This is a genomic window from Pseudomonas sp. MWU12-2345, assembly GCF_023242385.1.
In the GTDB taxonomy this organism is placed as follows: domain Bacteria; phylum Pseudomonadota; class Gammaproteobacteria; order Pseudomonadales; family Pseudomonadaceae; genus Aquipseudomonas; species Aquipseudomonas gingeri_D.
Genome location: NZ_JALLJA010000012.1, coordinates 116,420 through 134,820, shown reverse-complemented (window position 1 = coordinate 134,820; position 18,401 = coordinate 116,420). Strand labels below are relative to the sequence as shown.

General features: G+C 64.1%; 19 protein-coding genes. 12 read left to right on the top strand and 7 right to left on the bottom strand.

What is annotated here, in order from left to right:
* Positions 1-6: 6 nt before the first annotated feature.
* Positions 7-696 carry a response regulator gene (locus M5C71_RS22420; RefSeq protein ID WP_103498620.1) on the top strand — a complete coding sequence of 230 codons (690 nt, stop codon included), beginning with the start codon at positions 7-9 and terminating at the stop codon, positions 694-696.
* Here M5C71_RS22420 and M5C71_RS22415 read toward each other — a convergent pair.
* Positions 693-1,739, bottom strand: a complete 1,047-nt coding sequence (locus M5C71_RS22415) for a patatin-like phospholipase family protein (protein WP_103498621.1) — start codon at positions 1,737-1,739, stop codon at positions 693-695. The two genes, M5C71_RS22420 and M5C71_RS22415, sit on opposite strands and share 4 nt — an antisense overlap.
* A gap of 209 nt (positions 1,740-1,948) precedes the next feature.
* Between M5C71_RS22415 and M5C71_RS22410 the strand changes: the two genes are divergently transcribed.
* The 6 genes from M5C71_RS22410 (at position 1,949) to M5C71_RS22385 (ending at position 8,006) form a co-directional block, all read left to right on the top strand.
* The gene (locus tag M5C71_RS22410; RefSeq protein WP_100940841.1) at positions 1,949-2,227 is read left to right on the top strand and encodes a hypothetical protein; all 279 of its coding nucleotides are present in this window, start codon (positions 1,949-1,951) and stop codon (positions 2,225-2,227) included.
* 269 nt (positions 2,228-2,496) lie between these two features.
* Positions 2,497-3,414, top strand: coding sequence for a MoxR family ATPase (locus M5C71_RS22405; RefSeq protein WP_103498623.1), 918 nt, complete (start codon positions 2,497-2,499; stop codon positions 3,412-3,414).
* Entirely contained in the window at positions 3,411-4,367 is a 957-nt protein-coding gene (locus M5C71_RS22400; protein WP_248768741.1) for a DUF58 domain-containing protein, read from the top strand. The genes M5C71_RS22405 and M5C71_RS22400 overlap by 4 nt, the downstream gene beginning before the upstream one ends.
* The gene (locus tag M5C71_RS22395; RefSeq protein ID WP_248768740.1) at positions 4,364-6,334 is read left to right on the top strand and encodes a DUF3488 and transglutaminase-like domain-containing protein; all 1,971 of its coding nucleotides are present in this window, start codon (positions 4,364-4,366) and stop codon (positions 6,332-6,334) included. Before M5C71_RS22400 ends, M5C71_RS22395 begins: the two co-directional genes overlap by 4 nt.
* A gap of 7 nt (positions 6,335-6,341) precedes the next feature.
* Positions 6,342-7,106 carry a CHAD domain-containing protein gene (locus M5C71_RS22390; protein ID WP_103498626.1) on the top strand — a complete coding sequence of 255 codons (765 nt, stop codon included), beginning with the start codon at positions 6,342-6,344 and terminating at the stop codon, positions 7,104-7,106.
* A gap of 102 nt (positions 7,107-7,208) precedes the next feature.
* Positions 7,209-8,006: a thioesterase family protein gene (locus M5C71_RS22385; protein ID WP_152737166.1), complete on the top strand. Its 798-nt coding sequence runs from the start codon at positions 7,209-7,211 to the stop codon at positions 8,004-8,006.
* Positions 8,007-8,042: 36 nt separating this feature from the next.
* Here the strand turns inward: M5C71_RS22385 and M5C71_RS22380 are convergent, their stop codons facing one another.
* The 3 genes from M5C71_RS22380 to M5C71_RS22370 form a co-directional block, all read right to left on the bottom strand.
* Complete coding sequence (locus M5C71_RS22380) at positions 8,043-8,282, bottom strand: terminase (protein ID WP_103498628.1); 240 nt, start codon at positions 8,280-8,282, stop codon at positions 8,043-8,045.
* Positions 8,283-8,365: 83 nt separating this feature from the next.
* A complete protein-coding gene (locus M5C71_RS22375) occupies positions 8,366-9,844 on the bottom strand; it encodes a methyl-accepting chemotaxis protein (RefSeq protein ID WP_248768739.1) in 1,479 nt (492 codons plus the stop codon).
* A gap of 97 nt (positions 9,845-9,941) precedes the next feature.
* Positions 9,942-10,748, bottom strand: a complete 807-nt coding sequence (locus M5C71_RS22370; RefSeq protein WP_248768738.1) for a TatD family hydrolase — start codon at positions 10,746-10,748, stop codon at positions 9,942-9,944.
* A 237-nt stretch (positions 10,749-10,985) separates the two neighbouring features.
* Between M5C71_RS22370 and M5C71_RS22365 the strand changes: the two genes are divergently transcribed.
* From M5C71_RS22365 to M5C71_RS22355, 3 genes are all read left to right on the top strand, one after another.
* A complete protein-coding gene (locus M5C71_RS22365; RefSeq protein WP_248768737.1) occupies positions 10,986-12,410 on the top strand; it encodes a transglycosylase SLT domain-containing protein in 1,425 nt (474 codons plus the stop codon).
* A gap of 100 nt (positions 12,411-12,510) precedes the next feature.
* A complete protein-coding gene (locus tag M5C71_RS22360; protein WP_100940830.1) occupies positions 12,511-12,948 on the top strand; it encodes a DoxX family protein in 438 nt (145 codons plus the stop codon).
* Positions 12,949-13,290: 342 nt separating this feature from the next.
* Positions 13,291-13,599 (top strand): class I SAM-dependent methyltransferase, encoded by a 309-nt coding sequence (locus M5C71_RS22355; RefSeq protein ID WP_103498634.1) that lies wholly within the window; start codon positions 13,291-13,293, stop codon positions 13,597-13,599.
* A 30-nt stretch (positions 13,600-13,629) separates the two neighbouring features.
* Here M5C71_RS22355 and greB read toward each other — a convergent pair whose 3' ends face one another.
* Genes greB through M5C71_RS22340 form a run of 3 tightly spaced genes read right to left on the bottom strand, consistent with a single transcriptional unit; the run spans position 13,630 to position 17,349 of the window.
* A complete protein-coding gene (gene greB, locus M5C71_RS22350) occupies positions 13,630-14,127 on the bottom strand; it encodes a transcription elongation factor GreB (protein ID WP_103498635.1) in 498 nt (165 codons plus the stop codon).
* A 34-nt stretch (positions 14,128-14,161) separates the two neighbouring features.
* Positions 14,162-16,666 (bottom strand): ABC transporter permease, encoded by a 2,505-nt coding sequence (locus M5C71_RS22345; RefSeq protein WP_248768736.1) that lies wholly within the window; start codon positions 16,664-16,666, stop codon positions 14,162-14,164.
* A complete protein-coding gene (locus tag M5C71_RS22340) occupies positions 16,666-17,349 on the bottom strand; it encodes an ABC transporter ATP-binding protein (RefSeq protein WP_103497657.1) in 684 nt (227 codons plus the stop codon). The genes M5C71_RS22345 and M5C71_RS22340 overlap by 1 nt, the downstream gene beginning before the upstream one ends.
* A 10-nt stretch (positions 17,350-17,359) precedes the next feature.
* On the opposite strand from M5C71_RS22340, the gene M5C71_RS22335 reads away from it, so the two are divergent.
* Together M5C71_RS22335 and M5C71_RS22330 are read left to right on the top strand one after the other, a co-directional pair.
* Positions 17,360-17,965 (top strand): arylesterase, encoded by a 606-nt coding sequence (locus M5C71_RS22335; protein ID WP_103497656.1) that lies wholly within the window; start codon positions 17,360-17,362, stop codon positions 17,963-17,965.
* Between the two features lie 54 nt (positions 17,966-18,019).
* Complete coding sequence (locus M5C71_RS22330; protein ID WP_100940825.1) at positions 18,020-18,313, top strand: hypothetical protein; 294 nt, start codon at positions 18,020-18,022, stop codon at positions 18,311-18,313.
* Positions 18,314-18,401 lie beyond the last annotated feature (88 nt).

The window sequence follows — 18,401 nt, the reverse complement described above, 5'->3', positions numbered from 1 at the left end:
AAGACCATGACCCAGACCGCGACCATCCTGGTCATCGACGACGAACCGCAGATTCGCAAGTTCCTGCGCATCAGCCTGGTGTCCCAGGGCTACAAGGTGCTGGAGGCCGGTACCGGCGCCGAGGGCCTGGCCCATGCCGCCCTGAACAAGCCGGACCTGCTGGTGCTCGACCTCGGCTTGCCGGACATGGACGGCCAGCAGGTGCTGCGTGAGTTTCGCGAATGGTCCACGGCGCCGGTGCTGGTGCTCTCGGTGCGGGCCGGCGAGGGGCAGAAGGTCGAGGCGCTGGATGGCGGGGCCAACGACTACGTGACCAAGCCGTTCGGTATCCAGGAGTTTCTCGCGCGGATTCGCGCCTTGTTGCGCCAGGCGCCCAGTGGCGAGGCCCAGGAGGCGGCGTTGACCTTTGGGCCGCTGACCATCGACCTGGCCTACCGGCGGGTGTTGCTCGATGGCGCGGAAGTGGCGCTGACCCGCAAGGAGTACGCGGTGCTGGCGCAACTGGCGCGGCACCCCGGGCGGGTGATCACCCAGCAGCAGTTGCTCAAGGATATCTGGGGCCCGACCCATACCGAAGACAGTCACTACCTGCGGATCGTGGTCGGGCATCTGCGCCAGAAGCTGGTGGATGACCCGACCGCGCCACGGTTTATCGTGACCGAGGCGGGGGTCGGTTACCGGTTGCTCGATAACTAGCCCTGGCGCCCTTCTTCCTCATAGCGGTCCAGCGTATCGCTGGCAATCAAGCGTCCCAGGGCGATCAGCTCCGGGGCCTTGTAGAACTCGAAGAAGCGGCACACCCGCTTGGGCACGTTGATCAGGATATCCGGCGGGTAGCCGGCGATCTTGTACTGCGCCAGCGAGGTCTGCATCACCTCGAAACTCTGGTTGATCAGGTCCAGCAGCGAGGCCGGGCCGACGTTGTCGATGATGAACGAGCCGGTGGCGGACTTCGGCGCGCCGTCGTTTTGCGGTGCGGCAGCCGGTTGCCGGGCCTGGGGCTCCTGGCCATCGAGCCAGGGATTGCCGACCTGGGCAGCCTCGCTGGCGAGGGTCTGTTGTTCCAGGCGCAATAGCTCCTCGGCCTGTTTACGGCGGAACGGCAGGCGCGAGCCCATGGAACTGAGCAGGTTGTTGAAGCGGCTCTTGAACGCCGGCGGTCGTTGGATCACCGGTAGCTGGTACTGCTTCTGGTTGGTGGCGTTGAGGTTGACGGCGATGATCAGGTCGCAGTGGCTGGAGACCACCGGAACGATCGGCAAGGGATTGAGAATGCCGCCGTCCACCAGCATGCGGTTGCCTTGCATCACCGGGGTGAACAGGCTGGGAATCGCCGCCGAGGCGCGCATCGCCTGGTGCAGGCAACCTTCCTGGAACCAGATTTCCTGCTGGTTGGTCAGGTCGGTGGCGACAGCGGTGTAGGGAATACGCAGGTCCTCGATATTGACCTCGCCGACGATCTTGCGGATCTGCCCGAAGACCTTTTCGCCGCGAATGGCGCCCAGGCGAAAACTCACGTCCACCAGGCGCAGCACATCCAGATAGTCCAGGCTCTCGATCCAGCGGCGGTAGTCGTCGAGTTTGCCGGCCGCATAGATGCCGCCGACCACCGCGCCCATGGAGCAACCGGCGATACAGGCGATGTCATAACCGCGTCTTTCGATTTCCTCGATCACCCCGATATGGGCATAACCCCGGGCCCCACCCGAGCCCAGCACCAGCGCAACACGTTTTTTCATGAGTCAGTCCTTGAACAAGCGGTTGTTAACAATGCACCTCCGGCGAGGCGGGTACAATCGTGGCATCGGCTATTCTTTGCCGTTGAATTGTCTCGACTGCACCCATCGTCATCTTGATTGGCTAAGCTTGAGTGAAAGACCAAGGCACTTTTTGCCTGGCGTGCCGTCATAACCTGCACAAGTATTTATTTTCTCCTGAGGTGTCATCGATGAAAGCCTGGATCTGTGTGCCATTGATTGCGTTGGCGTTGGCCGGTTGTGCTGGCAAAACTGCCTACCGGGACAGCTGTGGTACCGAACTGGATGCCGCCTGGCACGAGCTGGACCTGGCCAAGGCCGAAGGTTTTGCCGGGACCGTGAGCTACTCCAAGGCGCTGTCGCTGCTGACCGGGGCCAAGACCCAGCAGCAGTTCGAAGCCTATGAGGGCTGTACCAACAAGGCCGAGAAAGCGCGTTTCTACATCCGTGAGTCCCGCGCCGGACGTTGAGCCCATTAGCGCGGTCCCTTATAGACGCATGGCATGCCCAATGCCCGTCAGTCAAGGCCGAACACAATCCCTGTAGGAGCAGGGCTTGCCCGCGAAGAGGCCCGTGAGGCGGCCAATAGCTTCGCTGGCAAGCCAGGCTCCTACAGGTTGGGTGTTGTTGCAGAAAGCAGGTTCGGTGTTGTTATGGAAAATAGCGCTATTTCACAAACCTGCACTGCAGTAGAAACACGGTAGTATCTTCGGCTTCTCCCAAGTTCGGATGTCTGCCTATGCGCAGTAAACTGGAAGCCTGTCTGCAGGCCGTGAACCAGGTGGTGTTGGGCAAGGATGCGCAGGTTCGCCTGGCCTTGACCTGCCTGCTGGCCAACGGTCATCTGCTGATCGAAGACCTGCCCGGCATGGGCAAGACCACCCTCAGCCACACCCTGGCCAAGGTCCTTGGCCTGAGCTTCCAGCGTATCCAGTTCACCTCCGACCTGTTGCCCAGCGATATCCTCGGCACCTCGGTGTTCGACAAGGACAGCGGGCTGTTCGTGTTCCACCCGGGACCGATCTTTGCCGAGCTGGTGCTGGCCGACGAAATCAACCGGGCTACGCCCAAGAGCCAGAGCGCCTTGCTCGAAGCCATGGAAGAAGGCCAGGTGACCATCGAAGGCGCCACCCGGCCCTTGCCATCGCCGTTCTTCGTGATCGCCACGCAAAACCCCAGCAGCCAGGGCGGCACCTTCGCCTTGCCGGAGTCGCAACTCGATCGTTTCCTGATGCGGGTATCCCTCGGCTATCCGGCCCGGGCCGCGGAAAAGGCCCTGCTGCAAGGCGTGTCGCGCCGCGACCTGCTGCCAAAACTGCAACCGCTCCTCAACCATGCCGAATTGTCGGCGCTGCAACAGCAGGTCAAGCAGGTGCGCACCAGCGATCCGTTGGTGGACTATGTGCTGCGTCTTGTTGGCGCGACCCGCGACCAGCCGCAATTCGCCTGGGGACTGTCACCACGCGCGAGCCTGGCGATCCTCGCCGCCGCCCGGGCCTGGGCACTGTTGGCCGGGCGCGACTATGTGGTGCCGGAAGACGTCCAGGCGGTCCTGCCCTCGGTGGTCAGCCATCGCCTGCGCGAGCGTGCCGATCCGACCGGGCAGGGCGGTGGCGCCCTGGTGCAGTGGCTGCTGCGCGAGGTGCCGGCGCTTTGATCCGGCGCCTGCGCGAGTACTGGCAGGCCTGGCTGGCGCGGCGCCTGCCGCCCTCGGCGCGGATTCAACTGACCCAGCGGCAGATCTTCATCATGCCCAATCGCGCCGGCGGGGTATTTGCCGCGCTGCTGGCGCTGATCCTGATGGTCGCCATCAACTACCAGAGCAGCCTGGCCTACGCCCTGTGCTTCCTGCTGCTGTCGGTGTTCGTGGTGGCGATCCTGCATACCTGGCGCAATCTGCAGGGGCTGGTGCTCAGTGCCGGGACCGGGCCTGCGGTGTTTGTCGGCGAGCAGGCGCGTTTTCTCGTGCGCCTGGAGAGTGCCGGCAAAGCCCATCAGTCCATTGGCCTGGGCTGGTCGGCGCAGGCTGTGCACAGCGTCGATGTGCCGCCCGCGGGTTTCTGCGAACTGGAGTTGAACCGGCCGACCCTGGTGCGCGGCTGGCTGCACGCGCCGCGCATCGGTGTCGAAAGCAGTTTTCCGCTGGGGATCCTGCGGACCTGGAGCCGGCTCGACCTGGGCCAGAAGGTGCTGGTTTATCCACAGCCCCTGGAAGGCGAGCTGCCGACCCTGGCCAGCGTGCTCACCGATGACCGCGAAGAGGGGATGCGCGCCCACGGCCAGGGTGTCGATGACTACCAGGGCCTGAAGGTCTATCAGCCCGGCGACTCCTGGCGGCGCCTGCACTGGAAAGCCTACTCCCGTGGCCAGGGCCTGCTGATCAAGGAATTCGCCCGGCTCGACGGTCGTGAGCTGTGCCTGGACTTCCTGGCCCTGGGCGGGGATGTCGAGCAGCGCCTGTCACGCCTGTGTTATTGGGTGCTAGAGTTGTCCCGTCGCGAGACCATGTTCTCCCTGCATCTGCCTGACCAGATGCTGGACAGCGATACCGGTGCGGCCCACTGCGAGGCCTGCCTGCGGGCCCTCGCGCTGTTCGGGAAAAGCCCATGAGCGCCGCGCCACTGATTTCCCGCGCCAGCCTGGTCTGGTTGCTGGTGGCCCAGACCCTGGTGATGCTGCCGTTCTGGTTCCATGTGCCGCCGTGGATGGTCGGGTTGTGGCTCGGCTGCACGGTCTGGCGGGTCCAGGTCTACCGCATGCGCGCGCGTTTTCCCGGACGCCTGATGGAACTGCTTCTGTTGCTGGTCACCATCGGCGGTATCTGGCTCTCGCGCAGCAGCCTGATCGGACTGGACGCCGGGGCGGTGCTGCTGGTGGCGATGTTTATCCTCAAGCTGGTGGAAACCCGCACTCGCCGCGATGCCCTGGTGCTGATTTTCCTCGGGCTGTTCTGTGTCGCGGTGGCCTATCTGTTCGAGGACAGCTTGCCCTGGGCGTTCTACAGCCTGCTGCCGGTGGGGGCGCTGCTGGCGGCCCTGGTCGGTTTGCAGCAAGGCGCGACGACCCGGCCGCTGAAGACCTTGTGGTTGTCCATGACCCTGTTGCTGCAAGCCTTGCCGTTGATGCTCCTGCTGTTCCTGTTTTTCCCCCGTATCGCGCCGCTCTGGTCATTGCCGTTGGCCATCGACAAGGCACAGAGCGGGTTGTCCGAAAGCATGTCGCCGGGGGATGTGGCCGAGCTTGGGCGTTCCGCGGAACTGGCCTTTCGCGCCAGCTTCGAAGGCCCCATGCCGGCGCGTCGCGACCTGTATTGGCGGGCGCTGACCCTGGAGCAATTCGATGGCCGGCGTTGGAGCCAGGCGCCATCGGTGAACTACAGCCAGGCGCCGAAATGGCAGGCCGCTGGCGAGTCCTGGCGCTACAGCATCATTCTCCAGGCCAGCGGCAAACCCTGGTTGCCGGCACTGGATGTGGCCCGCACCGATCAGGTCGATGTGCACCAACTGGCGGACTATCGGGTGCAACGCCAGCGGCCGGTGCAGCAGGTCTTGCTCTATCGGGCCGAGTCCTGGCCGCGGGTGATGCGCGATCCGCAACTCAGTGACCGGGCCCGGCGCCAGGCCTTGCAGTTGCCGGCCCAGGGCGATCCGCGCAGCCGGCAGTGGGCAACACAGTTGCGGCAAACTTATCCACAACCCCAGGCGCTGGTGGCGGCGCTGCTCAAGCATTTTCACGACGAGCCCTATTACTACACCCTCAAGCCGCCGACCCTGGGCGCCGACAGTATCGACGCTTTCCTCTTCGACAGCCGCCAGGGCTTCTGTGCGCATTATGCCGGGGCCATGGTCTACGTGTTGCGGGCGGCGGGAATTCCGGCGCGAATGGTGGCCGGCTATCAGGGCGGTGAGCTGAATCCGGGGGGCAATTTTCTCACGGTGCGTCAGTTCGATGCCCACGCCTGGGTCGAATACTGGCAGGACGGACAGGGCTGGCGCAGCGTCGATCCGACCTATGCGGTGGCTCCGCAGCGTATCGATCAGGGCTTGGAGCAGGCCCTGGCGGCCGACGAGGATATGCTCGGCGCCTCGTCATTCTCACCGCTGCGTTACCCGCATCTGACCTGGCTCAATAATCTGCGCCTGGGCTGGGATAATCTCAATTACGGTTGGCAGCGCTGGGTCCTGGGTTATCAGGGCGACCAGCAATTGCAACTGCTGGGGCGCTGGTTCGGCGATCTCACCGCCTGGGTCCTGCCGGTCGGTCTGGTGCTGATCCTGGGGCTGCTCTCGCTGTTGCTGCTGCGCCCCTGGCGCAACACCTCCGATCCGTCGCTACGGGTATTCGCCGCCTTTGAAAAGCTCCTGCGTCGGCGTGGGCTGGTGCGCGAACCGGGCGAGGGCCCACAGGCGTTTGGCGAGCGGGCGGCCCGGGAGCTGCCACGCCAGGCGGAAAATATCAATGCATTTGTCCAGAGCTTCGTGGCCCAGCGCTATGCTGAACAGGCCCCGTCGATGGATGCATTGCAACAGCGGTTGCGGTCATTGCGTCGTAGTCTTGGAAGTTCGATTTGGGAGTAAGTGTCGAATGTCTGCCCTGGTGGATGAATTGGTGGTTCAGGTCCTGAGCCTGGAAGTGCGCTTGTTGGCCTGTCATGCGCGGGTGGATGCGCTGACCGACGAGGAGGGCCTGCATGATTTACGCACTACGGTACGGCGTCTGCGCAGTTTGTTGCGGCCGTTGCGTGGCTTGCCGGGTGTCGAACAGGTCGAGCAGGCGGCGCAGCAGGTCGGCAGCCTTACCACGCCGATTCGCGATCGTGAAGTGCTGGCCGCCTACCTGCATCGGCAGGGGCATCATGTGGCGGCGGCGCGGCGTACGGAACAGTTGTCCGATGATTACTGGGCCGTGGCGCGTAGTCCCGAACTGAAACAGCTGTTCAGTGTGCTCGATGCCTTTCCGCGTTTTCTCCGGGCTTCGCAACACCAGGGCCTGTTGAAGGGCCTGCACAAACGCATCGAAAAGCGCTTGGCCAAACAGTGGGAGGCGCTGGATGAAGCCTTGCATGACCCGCTGCATGACCGCCATCGGTTGCGGCTGTTGATCAAGCGCGTGCGTTACGCCGCCGAAGCCTATCCGCATGTGAACCGCTTGCCGGCGCCAGCCTTGAAATCCCTGAAGTCGGCCCAGGAAGCGCTGGGTGATTGGCATGATTGCTGGCAATGGTTGCTGCGGGCGGAACAGGAGCCGGACCTGCAATCCTGTGTGACGGGTTGGCGCAGGACCATGGCCCTGGCCGAGAACAAGGCCGACCGGGTGCTGGATCGGTTGAGCGAGACCTGTTTCAGTTGAGTGCCGGCGGCCTGTTTGACCGCTGCTTTGGCCGGTATGAGTGCTGTGTGGCGCGGATGAGCTGGTTACTATTCTGTAGGACTTTTTCCAGCTGAGGTCAGCATGCGCTTTTCAGATTTGCTCGATGCGGTTCGCCGCGAGCCCAAGGGGCTTTCCATTCCTGCCGAGTGGGCGCAGGGACGGGCCACGTTTGGCGGCCTGATGGTGGCGCTGCAATACGAGGCGATGCGCGCCCGGGTACCGGCCGAGCGGCCGGTACGTTCGCTGGCGATCACTTTTGTCGGGCCGGCCGAGCCTGGGGTGCCCATCGACTTTGAAGTCGAGGTGCTGCGCGAGGGCAAGGCGGTCAGCCAGGTGCTGGGCCGGGCCATGCAAAATGGCCAGGTGGTGACGTTGGTTCAGGGTAGCTTTGGCGCGTCGCGGGAATCGGTGGTGGAGGTGGCGGCTGAGCCGGCAGCCACGTTCAAGCATTGGGACGAATGCCCGGAGGCGCCCTATATCCCGGGAGTGATGCCGGAGTTCATGCGTAATCTGTCGATGCGCTGGGGCGTGGGTGGCATGCCTTTTACCGGTAACAAATCCCGCGAGATGGGCGGCTGGGTGCAACTGCGTGGGGATGTCCGGCAAGAGCCGCTGACCGAGGCGCACTTGCTGGCCCTGGTGGATGCCTGGCCGCCGGCGGTGTTGTCACACCTGGGCAAACCGGCGGCCGGCAGCACCCTGACCTGGACGGTGGAGTTCGTCCAGCCATTGCTGGAACTCGATACCCTGGACTGGTGCAAATACCGCGCGGTGATCGAGCATGCCCGCGACGGCTATGGCCATGTGGCGGCGGCGTTGTGGAGCGCCGATGGACGGCTGATCGCATTGAGCCGGCAGACCGTTACCGTGTTTGCCTGAGGCCGGCAAGCCGGTCTTCAGGGGAACGGTGCTGGCTCAGGCTTCCAGTGCCAGGCTCTGGCCTTTGCTGCGCAGGCTGAATGCGGCCACCAGGCCCAGCACGCCAACGGCGAAGTTGGTCGGGTTCTGCGCGAACACGCCGGAACTCACCAGCAGGAAGGACAGTGCGAACAGGGTCAGCGCCAGCAGTTGCATGCCTTCGCGGGTGCCATCGTTCGAAGCTTGGGGGGCAACCCGCCATTGCCAGGCGGGGAAGTTGGGGTGACGTTGGCCCATGATCGTGTCCTCTGTTCGTATAGTCGGTGAACAGAGAGTAAGCCTGGCCAGCTTTCCGGGCGAATCAACTCTTCCTATCGATCCTATAGTTTGAGCTGGCCAATCGCCTTGCTCAGTTCTCCCGCCAGCTTCGCCAGGTCATGGCTGGTGGTGGCCGAGTCCACGGTCTGTTGCACGGTGTTCTCGGTCACGTCGCGGATGCTCACCACCGCCCGGTTCATTTCCTCCGCGACCTGGCTCTGCTGTTCGGCGGCCACGGCGATCTGGGTGTTGCTTTCGCGCATCTGGGCCACCGCGCTGGTGATTTGCTCCAGCGCCTCACCGGCTTCCCGGGCCTGTTGCACGCAGTCGTCGGCCTTGAACGAGCTTTCCTGCATAAAGTCCACGGCGTCGCGGGTGCCGGCCTGCAAGGCGGAGACCATGGTGGTGATCTCGTCGGTGGAACTCTGTACGCGCTTGGCCAGGTTGCGCACCTCATCGGCGACCACCGCGAAACCCCGACCCATTTCCCCGGCCCGGGCCGCTTCGATGGCTGCGTTGAGTGCCAGCAGGTTGGTCTGTTCGGCGATGCTGTGAATGACACTGACCACGCCATTGATCTTCTGGCTGTCCTCGGCCAGTTGCTGGATCATCGTCGCGGTCTGCTGCACGCCGCTGGACAGCCCGGTGATCGATTGCTGGACCCGGTTGACTACGACGTGCCCGCTGCCGGCCAGGTCGTCGGCGGTTTTCGACAGGTCACGGGTGGCGCCGGCGTGCTGGGCGATGTGATAGACCGTGGCTGACATTTCGTTGATGGCCGTGGCGGCCTGGTCGGTTTCGCTCTGCTGGCCGAGCATGCCGTGGCGCACGTCGTTCATGCTCGAGGCCAGGCGCGCCGCGCCGACATCCAGTTGCGCCGCCGTGCGCGCCACCGTGCCGACGACCCGCTGATAGCCGGCTTGCATGGCATTGAAGGCGCTGGCCATTTGTCCGACTTCGTCCTTGCCGGCCAACGGCACGCGGGCCGAGAGGTCGCCGGTCTTCTCCACGTGGAGCATCACGTCCTTGAGGGTATTGAGCTGGCTGAGCAGGAAGCGGATCAGCAACTGCGAGGCGCCGAGCATCGCCAGCATCAGGATGAACACGGCCACCGCATAGTTGGCGAAACGTTCGTTGAACACCTGGGCCAGGCTTGGCGCATAGGCGAGTACGGCGACCTGCTGTTCGCCACGGCCGAGCACTTGTGCGCCGAGCAGCGGGTTGTCGCCGAACAGTGGCATATAGTCGTAAGCGACCCAGCCGTTGGCGTCCTTGAGACGCGGCAACATCTGGCCCTTGAGGGTCGGCGTTTCACCGGTCTTGAACACTAGCAGGTTGTCAGCCTCGGGCCAGGCCTTGCCTTCGGGCCAGGCGGCGAGCAAGTGAGCCTGGGCCTGGACCGCGGCGCGGGAGGCGTCGGTGCGGGCCTGTTGTTCCAACTGCACGGCGTACAGCACCAGAAACAGGGTGGTGACAAACGCGACCGCGTTCACGGCCCAGAACTTGTATTTCAGCGAGATATTGCTAAGCCAGGCACGCATGGTGGGTCTTCCCTGATAGGGCGGAAACAGTTTTGGCAAGGTGCCATTATTGTGCCGCTACTCAGGGAGGCAATTGTTGATATGGGTCAATGCCGCTTCAGTCGAGGCCCGGCAAATTGAAGAACGCGCGGGCGCAGGCGCTGGTGTGGGCAGCCAGGTCTTCCTGGCTTTCGTCGCGGTGCTGGGCCACTTCACGCAGCACTTCGCCCAGGTACGCCGGTTCATTGCGGCCGTTCTTCGGCTTGGGCCGCAGGCTGCGTGGCAGCAGGTAGGGCGCGTCGCTTTCGAGCATCAGGCGGCCCCGGGGAATCTCCCGCACCAGTGGGTGCAGGTGGGTGCCACGACGCTCATCGCAGATCCAGCCGGTGATGCCGATATGCAGGTCCAGGTCGAGATAGCTGAACAGCGCCTTCTGCTCGCCGGTGAAACAGTGCACCACGGCGGCGGGCAGGTGGTCGCGGTAGTCCCGCAGGATCTCCAGCAAACGGACGTTGGCATCGCGCTCATGGAGGAATACCGGACGCTGCAACTCCACGGCCAGGGCCAGGTGTTCCTCGAGGACTTTTTCCTGTTGCGGGCGCGGGGAAAAATCGCGGTTGAAATCCAGCCCGCATTCGCCGACCGCGCAGACGTTCGGTTCCATCAGCAGGGCTTTCAGACGAGCGGCACTGTCGGACTTCCAGTCACTGGCGGAGTGGGGGTGGATGCCAGCACTGGCGAACAGCCGCTGACCGCTCTGATCCAGCGTCCTGCACAGCTCCAGCGCCTGTTCGCTGCCCTCCAGACTGGTGCCTGTCACAATCAGTTGGCAGACTCCGGCGGCATAGGCACGGTCGAGTATTTCCTGCTGTTTGCCGGCAAAACCGGGGTTGGTCAGGTTGACGCCGATATCGATGAGTTGCATGGTGCTACCTCAGGCCACAGGCCGAAAAGCATACCAGAGCTGTAGATTTATAATAAAAATCAAGAACTACAACGAGTTATGACTGTCTCTTAAGGCCGGAAGAAAACATCGGTTGGCATGACCCAGGTGCCGCACCCCGTCTTCCGCACTTTTCGCGTTCAAAAGACGCTCGATTTCAGTTGTTCGACTTCAGGCCACCTTCGTCTGAGGCTGGGCAGTATTCTTTCCGGAGAACGGATGAAGAAGCGACCCTCGCTGTTGCTCCTGCTGTGCCTGTCCCTGCTGCTGCCGTTGCCGGCGCTTGCGCGGTTGGCCGGGCCGTTGGAAATCGTCCAGCCGGGCAAGGTCCGCGACCTCGCGGAGATTCGCAGCAGCCGGGTCCTGCGGGTGCTGGTCAACCAGAGCCGCAACAGCAGCGGCGAGGTCCAGGGCGAGGTCATTGGCCTCGAATACCATCGCCTGCGCGCCTTCGAGCAGTTCCTCAACAGCCAGGCCCGCGACAACCAGGAGATCACCCTCAAGATCATTCCCAAGGCCAAGGACCAATTGCTGGGTGCCTTGCAGCGCGGGGAGGGAGACCTGGTGGCTCCAGGGGAGTTGCTCGAAGCCCAGCCGGGTCATGCGGTGATCGCCAGCGATCCGCTCGGCAGTACGGTGCCGTTGTTGCTGGTGGGGCTCAAAGGCGAGAAGCGCTTTACCCGCTTTGAACAACTGTCCGGCCGGACCCTGGCCCTGACCCCCGGCAGCGCCGCGGGCGAGGCGGTCAACCAGATCAACCAGAAACTGGCGTTGCGCAAGCTGCCGCCGGTCAAGGTCGAATGGGTCGATCCGAGCCTGGCGGTGGAGGATGTGCTGGAGATGGTCCAGGGCGGGATCTTTCACCTGACCGTCGTCGAGCAGCCGATCGCCGAACGCTGGGCACGGATCATGCCCAAGCTGCGTTTCGACAAGCAGGTGCTGGTCAGCGAGCCGGGGCAGATGCACTGGTTCGTACGCGACAATGCTTCAATGCTGCGGGCGAGCATCGACCGCTTTCTCAAGACCTACAAGACCCCGTCGGATCAGGACACGGCGTTTCTGCGGATCTATCGACGCCTGTACCAGGTGCATTATCCGTTGAGTCGCAGTGATCGGGCGAAGCTGGAAAAGCTCCGTCCGGTCTTGCAACGGCATGCTCAGGCCCAGGGCATCGACTGGCTGAACCTGGCGGCGCTGGCCTTCAAGGAATCAGCCCTGGATCCCGCTGCCCGGGGTGCCAGCGGTGCGACGGGATTGCTGCAGATCACCCCCTCGGCGGCGCAGCGGGTCGGCGTCGGCAATATCCAGAATGTCGATAACAATGTGCAGGCCGGAGCCAAGTACCTGGCGATGATCCGGCGCAAGTTCTTTGCCAGCCCCAAGCTCAACGAACGCGAACGCATGGCCTTTGTCCTGGCGGCCTACAACATGGGCCCGGAACGGGTCCAGGGCATGCGCGCGGAGGCCCGCCGCCGTGGCTTGAACCCCAACCAGTGGTTCTTCCAGGTCGAGCGCATCGCCATGGAGCAGGTGGGGATGAATGCGGTGAACTATGTGAATAGCGTGAACAAGTACTACCTGGCCTTTGACCGGGAACGCGACTCCCTGGAGCCGAATGCCCGGAAGATTGCCTCGCGTAAGTAATCGAATAAATTGATTGTTTTGTCGGGTTTTTTGCGCTTTTTACATTTTAAAAACTGATTAATATGAGGCCCATCAACCCCTACATAAAAAGGATTCACCGATGAGCACCTTGATCAACCGCGTTCTGAGTACCCGCGCCGGCTATGGCCTGACTGTCCTGCGGATTTTTGTCGGGATCATCTTTGCCGCCCACGGTTCGCAGAAGCTCTTCGGCCTGTTCGGCGGCTACGGCCTGGCCGGCACGGCGCAGTGGATGGAGAGCATCGGCCTGGCACCGGGTCACCTGATGGCCCTGTTGGCGGGCGGCACCGAGTTCTTCGGCGGCCTGGCCCTGATCATCGGCCTGTTGGCCCGTCCGGCGGCGCTGGGCCTGACCTTTACCTTGCTGGTGGCGATCTTCTCGGTGCATATCCACAACGGTCTGTTCATGGCCAACAATGGTTATGAGTTCGCCCTGGCCCTGTTAGGTGGGACACTCGCGGTACTGATCGAAGGGGCCGGCAAACTCTCGGCGGACGCGGCCATCGCCCGCTCGTAGAATCCAGACGACAGCGCAAGCCTCTGGAGTTGGCTTGCCGGCGATAGCGTCCGATTCGGCGATGCAAGGCTCACTGGCCTCATCGCCAGCAAGCCGGCTCCCACACGAATACGACAAGCCCGCATTTTTGCGGGCTTGTTCGTTGTGGAGGATTCTTGACAGCCAGCCACCGGCTTCTCTAGGATAAATACATGCGCCGATTTAAACAGCTACTTGCGGGGCGCCAGGTGGATCAAAAGACCGCCGACAGAAGCTTGAGAGAAGCTTCGAAATACCGCTAAAGCGCTGGTTCGGTGTTGCCTCACACCTGCCCGGCAGATCGTTGAGGTGGAGACACGCACTTTGAACAACCCACGCCCCGTTGTACGTCTGACGCCGATCACGGCGAGCCTGCCTTTTCGCAACCCTAAAATCCTTCTTGGTGGTACACACCAGCCCACGCTGCTGCGTTATCTCGACGGCTGGCCACGACGCAAGGGCCGCGCCTCGGCCTTTCTGATCCAGTTTGTCGAGGACGGTGACTCCCTGGCCCGCTTTGCCGATAACAGTTTTGATCTGGCGGTGATCCAGGCGCCGGATGCCGAGCACGCCGAAGCCGTGATCCGACAACTGACCCGCGTTGCGCGGCAGGGGTTGATCACGCGGCGCTAGAGACGTCAGGTGGCATGACCGCCGGCAGGTTCAGGGATAGTCGATGGCGGTGACGTACACCAACTGCTCGCCAGTGGGCGCCATCACCCGGATCTCCGCATCCAGCGCCTTGCCGATCAGGGCCCGGGCCAGTGGCGAATCGATACTAATCAGGTTCTGCTTGAGGTCCAGTTCGTCCGGGCCGACGATACGATAGCGCGACTCCTTGCCGTCTTCGTCTTCGATGGTGACCCAGGCGCCGAAATACACCTTGTTCAGGTCGCTGGGCCGTTCGTCGACCACCTTCAGGCTTTCCAGACGCTTGGTCAGGAAGCGCACGCGGCTGTCGATCTCGCGCAGCATCTTCTTGCCATAGGTGTATTCGGCGTTTTCCGAACGATCGCCCTGGGCCGCCGCCTCGCTCACCGACTGGGTGACCTGGGGGCGGCGCACATGCCACAGCTCGTGCAACTCGGCGCGCATGCGGGCCTCGCCCTCGGGGGTGATCAGGGCGGTGCCGGCAGTGCGGGGTGGGCGGTAGCGACTCATTGGTATCCCTTGGCGAAACAAGACCTTGAGTCTATCAGCCCTCGCGCAGTACTGTCAGCGGGCTGGCATTCAGCGCCCGGCGGGTGCCGAACACACCGGCGCCGCCGACCATCACCGCACCGATCAACGGCAGCAGCAACAGCCAGGGATGCAGGTGCCAGGGCAGGTCGAAGGCGAACCTGTAGAGCACCCAGCTCACCAGTTCCGTGCCGAGGGCTGCCAACAGGCCGCTGGCCGCGCCCAGCAGGCCGAACTCGATCCGTCGTGCCTTGACCAGCAGTTTTCGCTCGGCCCCCAGTGCCCGCAGCAGCGCACCTTGGCGGATGCGTTCGTCGAGGGTCGCCTGCAAGCCGGAGAACAGCACGGCCATGCCCGCCGCCAGGACGAACAGCAGCACGTACTCCACGGCAATGGTCACCTGCGCCAGGATACTGCGCAGCTGCTCCAGCAGGGCTTCCACCTGCAAGATGGTTACTGCCGGGAAGGCCCGGGACAGTTCGACGACGTCCTTGTCGTGCCCCGGTGCCAGGTAGAAGCTGGTCAGGTAGGTCGCCGGCAAGTCCTGCAGGGTGCCGGGCTGGAAGATCATGAAGAAGTTCGGCTGGAAGTTGTCCCAGTTGATGGTCCGCAGGCTGCTGACCACGGCCTCGCGATTGGCCCCGCCGACGCTGAACACCAGGTGATCGCCGAGTTTGAGCTTCAGGCTCTGGGCAACCTTGGTTTCCACCGAGACACCGGGAATGTCCCCGCTGGGTTTGTCCGGCCACCAACTTCCTTCGGTCAGGGTGTTACCCGGCGGCAGGTCGGCGGCCCAGGTCAGGCTCAGGTCGCGCTGGGTGGCGCGATCGCCGCCGGAATCCTTGCTGACGATCTCCTGCACCGGGGTGCCGTTGATGCTGATCAGCCGGCCGGGCACCACCGGATAGATCGGCGCCGACTTGGCCGCGAGCTGGATCAGGTGGTCGCGAAAACCGTCCTTGTCCGCCGGCAGGATATTCAGGGCGAAATAGTTCGGTGCATTTTTCGGCAACTGGTTCTGCCAGGTATCGAGCAATTCACCGCGCAGCAGGGCGATCAGGGCCATGGACAGCAGGATCAGGCCGAATGCCAGGGACTGCCCGGCCGCCGCCAGCGGATGGCGCAGCAACTGGCCCAGGCCCAGGCGCCACGGCAACGAGGCCCCGGCCAGCAGTCGGCGCAGGCTTTGCAGCCCGAGCAGCAGCAGTCCGCCGAGTAACAGCGCGGCGATCACCCCGCCACCGAGCAGGGCGAAGGTCAGCAGCAGGTCCAGGCTCAGGCGCCACATGATCAGGCCCAGTGCGAGCAAGGCCGCGCCGTAGACCAGCCAGGTGCTGGCCGGGATCGGCAGCAGGTCGCGGCGCAGTACCCGCAGCGGCGGCACCCGGCCGAGGGCGGCCAGGGGCGGCAGGGCGAACCCGGCCAGTGCCACCAGGCCGGTGCCGATACCGGCGAGCGCCGGCATCAGCCCGCCCGCCGGAACGTCGGCGGGCAGCAGGTCATGGAGCAGGGCGAACAGGCCCAGTTGGGCCAGCCAGCCGAGCAGGGCGCCGCAGACACTGGCCAACACGCCGAGCATCGCCAGTTGCAGGCTGAACAGGGTCATGGTTTCCCGGCGTGACAGGCCCAGGCAGCGCAGCAGCGCACTGGCGTCGAAGCGCCGGGCGGCGAAACGGCTGGCGCTGAGGGCCACGGCGACGCCGGAGAGCAGCACCGCCACCAGGCTGGCCATATTCAGGTAACGCTCGGCCTTGCCCAGGGCGCCGCCGATCTGCCGGTTGCCGTCGCGGGCATCGAGCAGGCGCTGGTTCGCCGCCAGGCCGGGGGTGATCGATTCGCGATAGGTCGCCAGGGCGTTCGCCGGACCGCGCCACAGTTCGCGGTAGTCGACCCGGCTGCCGGGCTGGACCACGCCGGTGGCGTCGAGGTCGGCGAGGTTGATCAGCACCCGCGGGGTCAGGCTGTAGAAGTTGACGGAGCGATCCGGCTCATAGGTCAGGACCCGGGCCAGGCGCACGGTTTTCATGCCGACGTCGATGCTGTCGCCGATCTTCAGGTCCAGCGCGGTCAACAGCCGTGCTTCGACCCACGCCTCGCCGGGTGCCGGTCCGCCGCCGGCGGTTTCGACACCGAACGGCGCGGCGGCGCTCTTGAGTGCGCCGCGCAGCGGGTAGTGTTCGTCGGCGGCCTTGATGCTCGACAGCTGGATGCCGGTGTCGGTGGCGATCACGCTGGAGAACTCGACCGCCCGCGCATGTTCAAGCCCCTGGTCGCGGCCGGCCTGGATCTGTTCCGGACGGGCGCCGGAGGTGCCGTCGAGCACCAGGTCGGCGGCGAGGAATTCGGTGGCCCGCAGCAACATCGCGCCGTTCAGGCGCGCGCCGAAGTAGCCGATGGCGGTGCTGGCCGCGACCGCCACCAGCAAGGCGAAGAACAGCACCCGCAGTTCACCGGCGCGGGCATCGCGCAGGAGCTGGCGGGTGGCGAGGCTGAACAAGCGCAACAGCGGCAGGCGTGCCATCAAGGCTCCAGGGGGCCGACCAGATGGCCGGCGTCAAGACGGATCAGGCGCCGGCAGCGATGGGCCAGGCGTTCGTCGTGGGTCACCAGCACCAGGGTGGTGCCGCGTTCCTGATTGAGTTCGAAGAGCAGGTCGCTGATGCGCTCGCCGGTATGGCTGTCGAGGTTGCCGGTGGGTTCGTCGGCGAACAGTACATCGGGTTCGGCGGCAAAGGCCCGGGCGATTGCCACCCGTTGCTGCTCGCCGCCGGACAGCTGGCGTGGCGAGTGGGTCAGGCGCTGGCCCAGGCCGACCCGTTCGAGCAGGTCGCGGGCGCGTTCGCGGGCGTCGCTACGGCCGTCCAGCTCCAGGGGCAGCATGACGTTTTCCAGGGCATTGAGGCTGTCCAGCAGTTGGAAGCTCTGGAACACGAAACCGACGTGTTCGGCGCGGATCCGCGCGCGCTGGTCTTCGTCCAGTGTGCTCAGGGCCCGACCGGCCAGGGTGACTTCGCCGGCGCTGGGCAGGTCGAGGCCGGCGAGCAGGCCCAGCAGGGTCGATTTGCCCGAACCCGAGGCACCGACGATGGCCAGGCTGTCGCCCTTGTTCAATGTCAGGCTCAAGGGGTGCAGGATGGTCAGTTCACCTTCCGTGCTGGGAACCACTTTGCTAAGGTTCTGCGCGGTGAGAATACTTTCGCCCATGGAGAATCCGATGCGAGTGTGGTTTTTGAGTGCCGGCCTGGCCTTGATGTGCATGGCCCAGAACGCGGCGGCGGGTACAGTGCTGATCGTGGGCGATAGTATCAGCGCGGGTTTCGGCCTGGATACCCGCGTGGGATGGGTCGCCCTGCTGGAAAAGCGTCTGAAGACCGAGGGTTTTGCCGACCAGGTGGTCAATGCGTCCATCAGTGGCGACACCAGTGCGGGGGGCCAGGCGCGGCTGCCGGCGCTGCTTGCAGAGCATAAACCGCAGGTGGTGGTGCTCGAGTTGGGCGGCAACGATGGCCTGCGTGGGCAGCTGCCGGCGCAATTGAAACAAAATCTTGCATCGATGATCGACAAGTCCCAGGCCACGGGTGCAAAAGTGCTGTTGCTGGGAATGCAGATTCCGCCCAATTATGGTCAGCGCTACACCCAGGCCTTTGCCAAGGTCTATGGTGAGCTGGCCGAGGAAAAACACGTCGCCCTGGTGCCGTTTTTCCTCGAAGGCATCGGCGGCCATCCCGAACTGATGCAGGCTGACGGGATTCACCCGGCACCCGCGGGGCAGGGGATGTTGCTCGATAATGTCTGGCCGAGGTTGAAACCGCTGCTTTGAGCTTTTCTAGCGGCCGGCTTTGGGCTAATGTGGCGCCCCGATTTGGAGCCCCCGATGCAGCGTCCCGCCTGGTCCTTGTTTGCCTACCAACTGATCGAACCCGACGAGCAGCTAGATCTGTTCGCCTGTCAGGAAGTACGCGTGCACCTGGTCACCCGGCAGCTGGAACTCGGCGGCTCGGCCGACCGGACGCTGTGCGGCACGCTGTTGCCGGCCCAGCCGCGCTGGTCGGGGGTGGACCGCTCGATTTTCCAGGACCAGCGCCTGTGCCCCCTGTGCCGGGCGATTCTCGAGTCGCAGAAGCGCGGTACGCCGCCGATCTGGCCGGAACTGCGCTTCGAGCTCTGAGCCCCGGCAACCTGTACCGTACCTGTCTCGTTACGATTGTCCCGGCGTGGCATCTCCCTTGCAGGTGCGCTGTCGGTGTACAATTGCT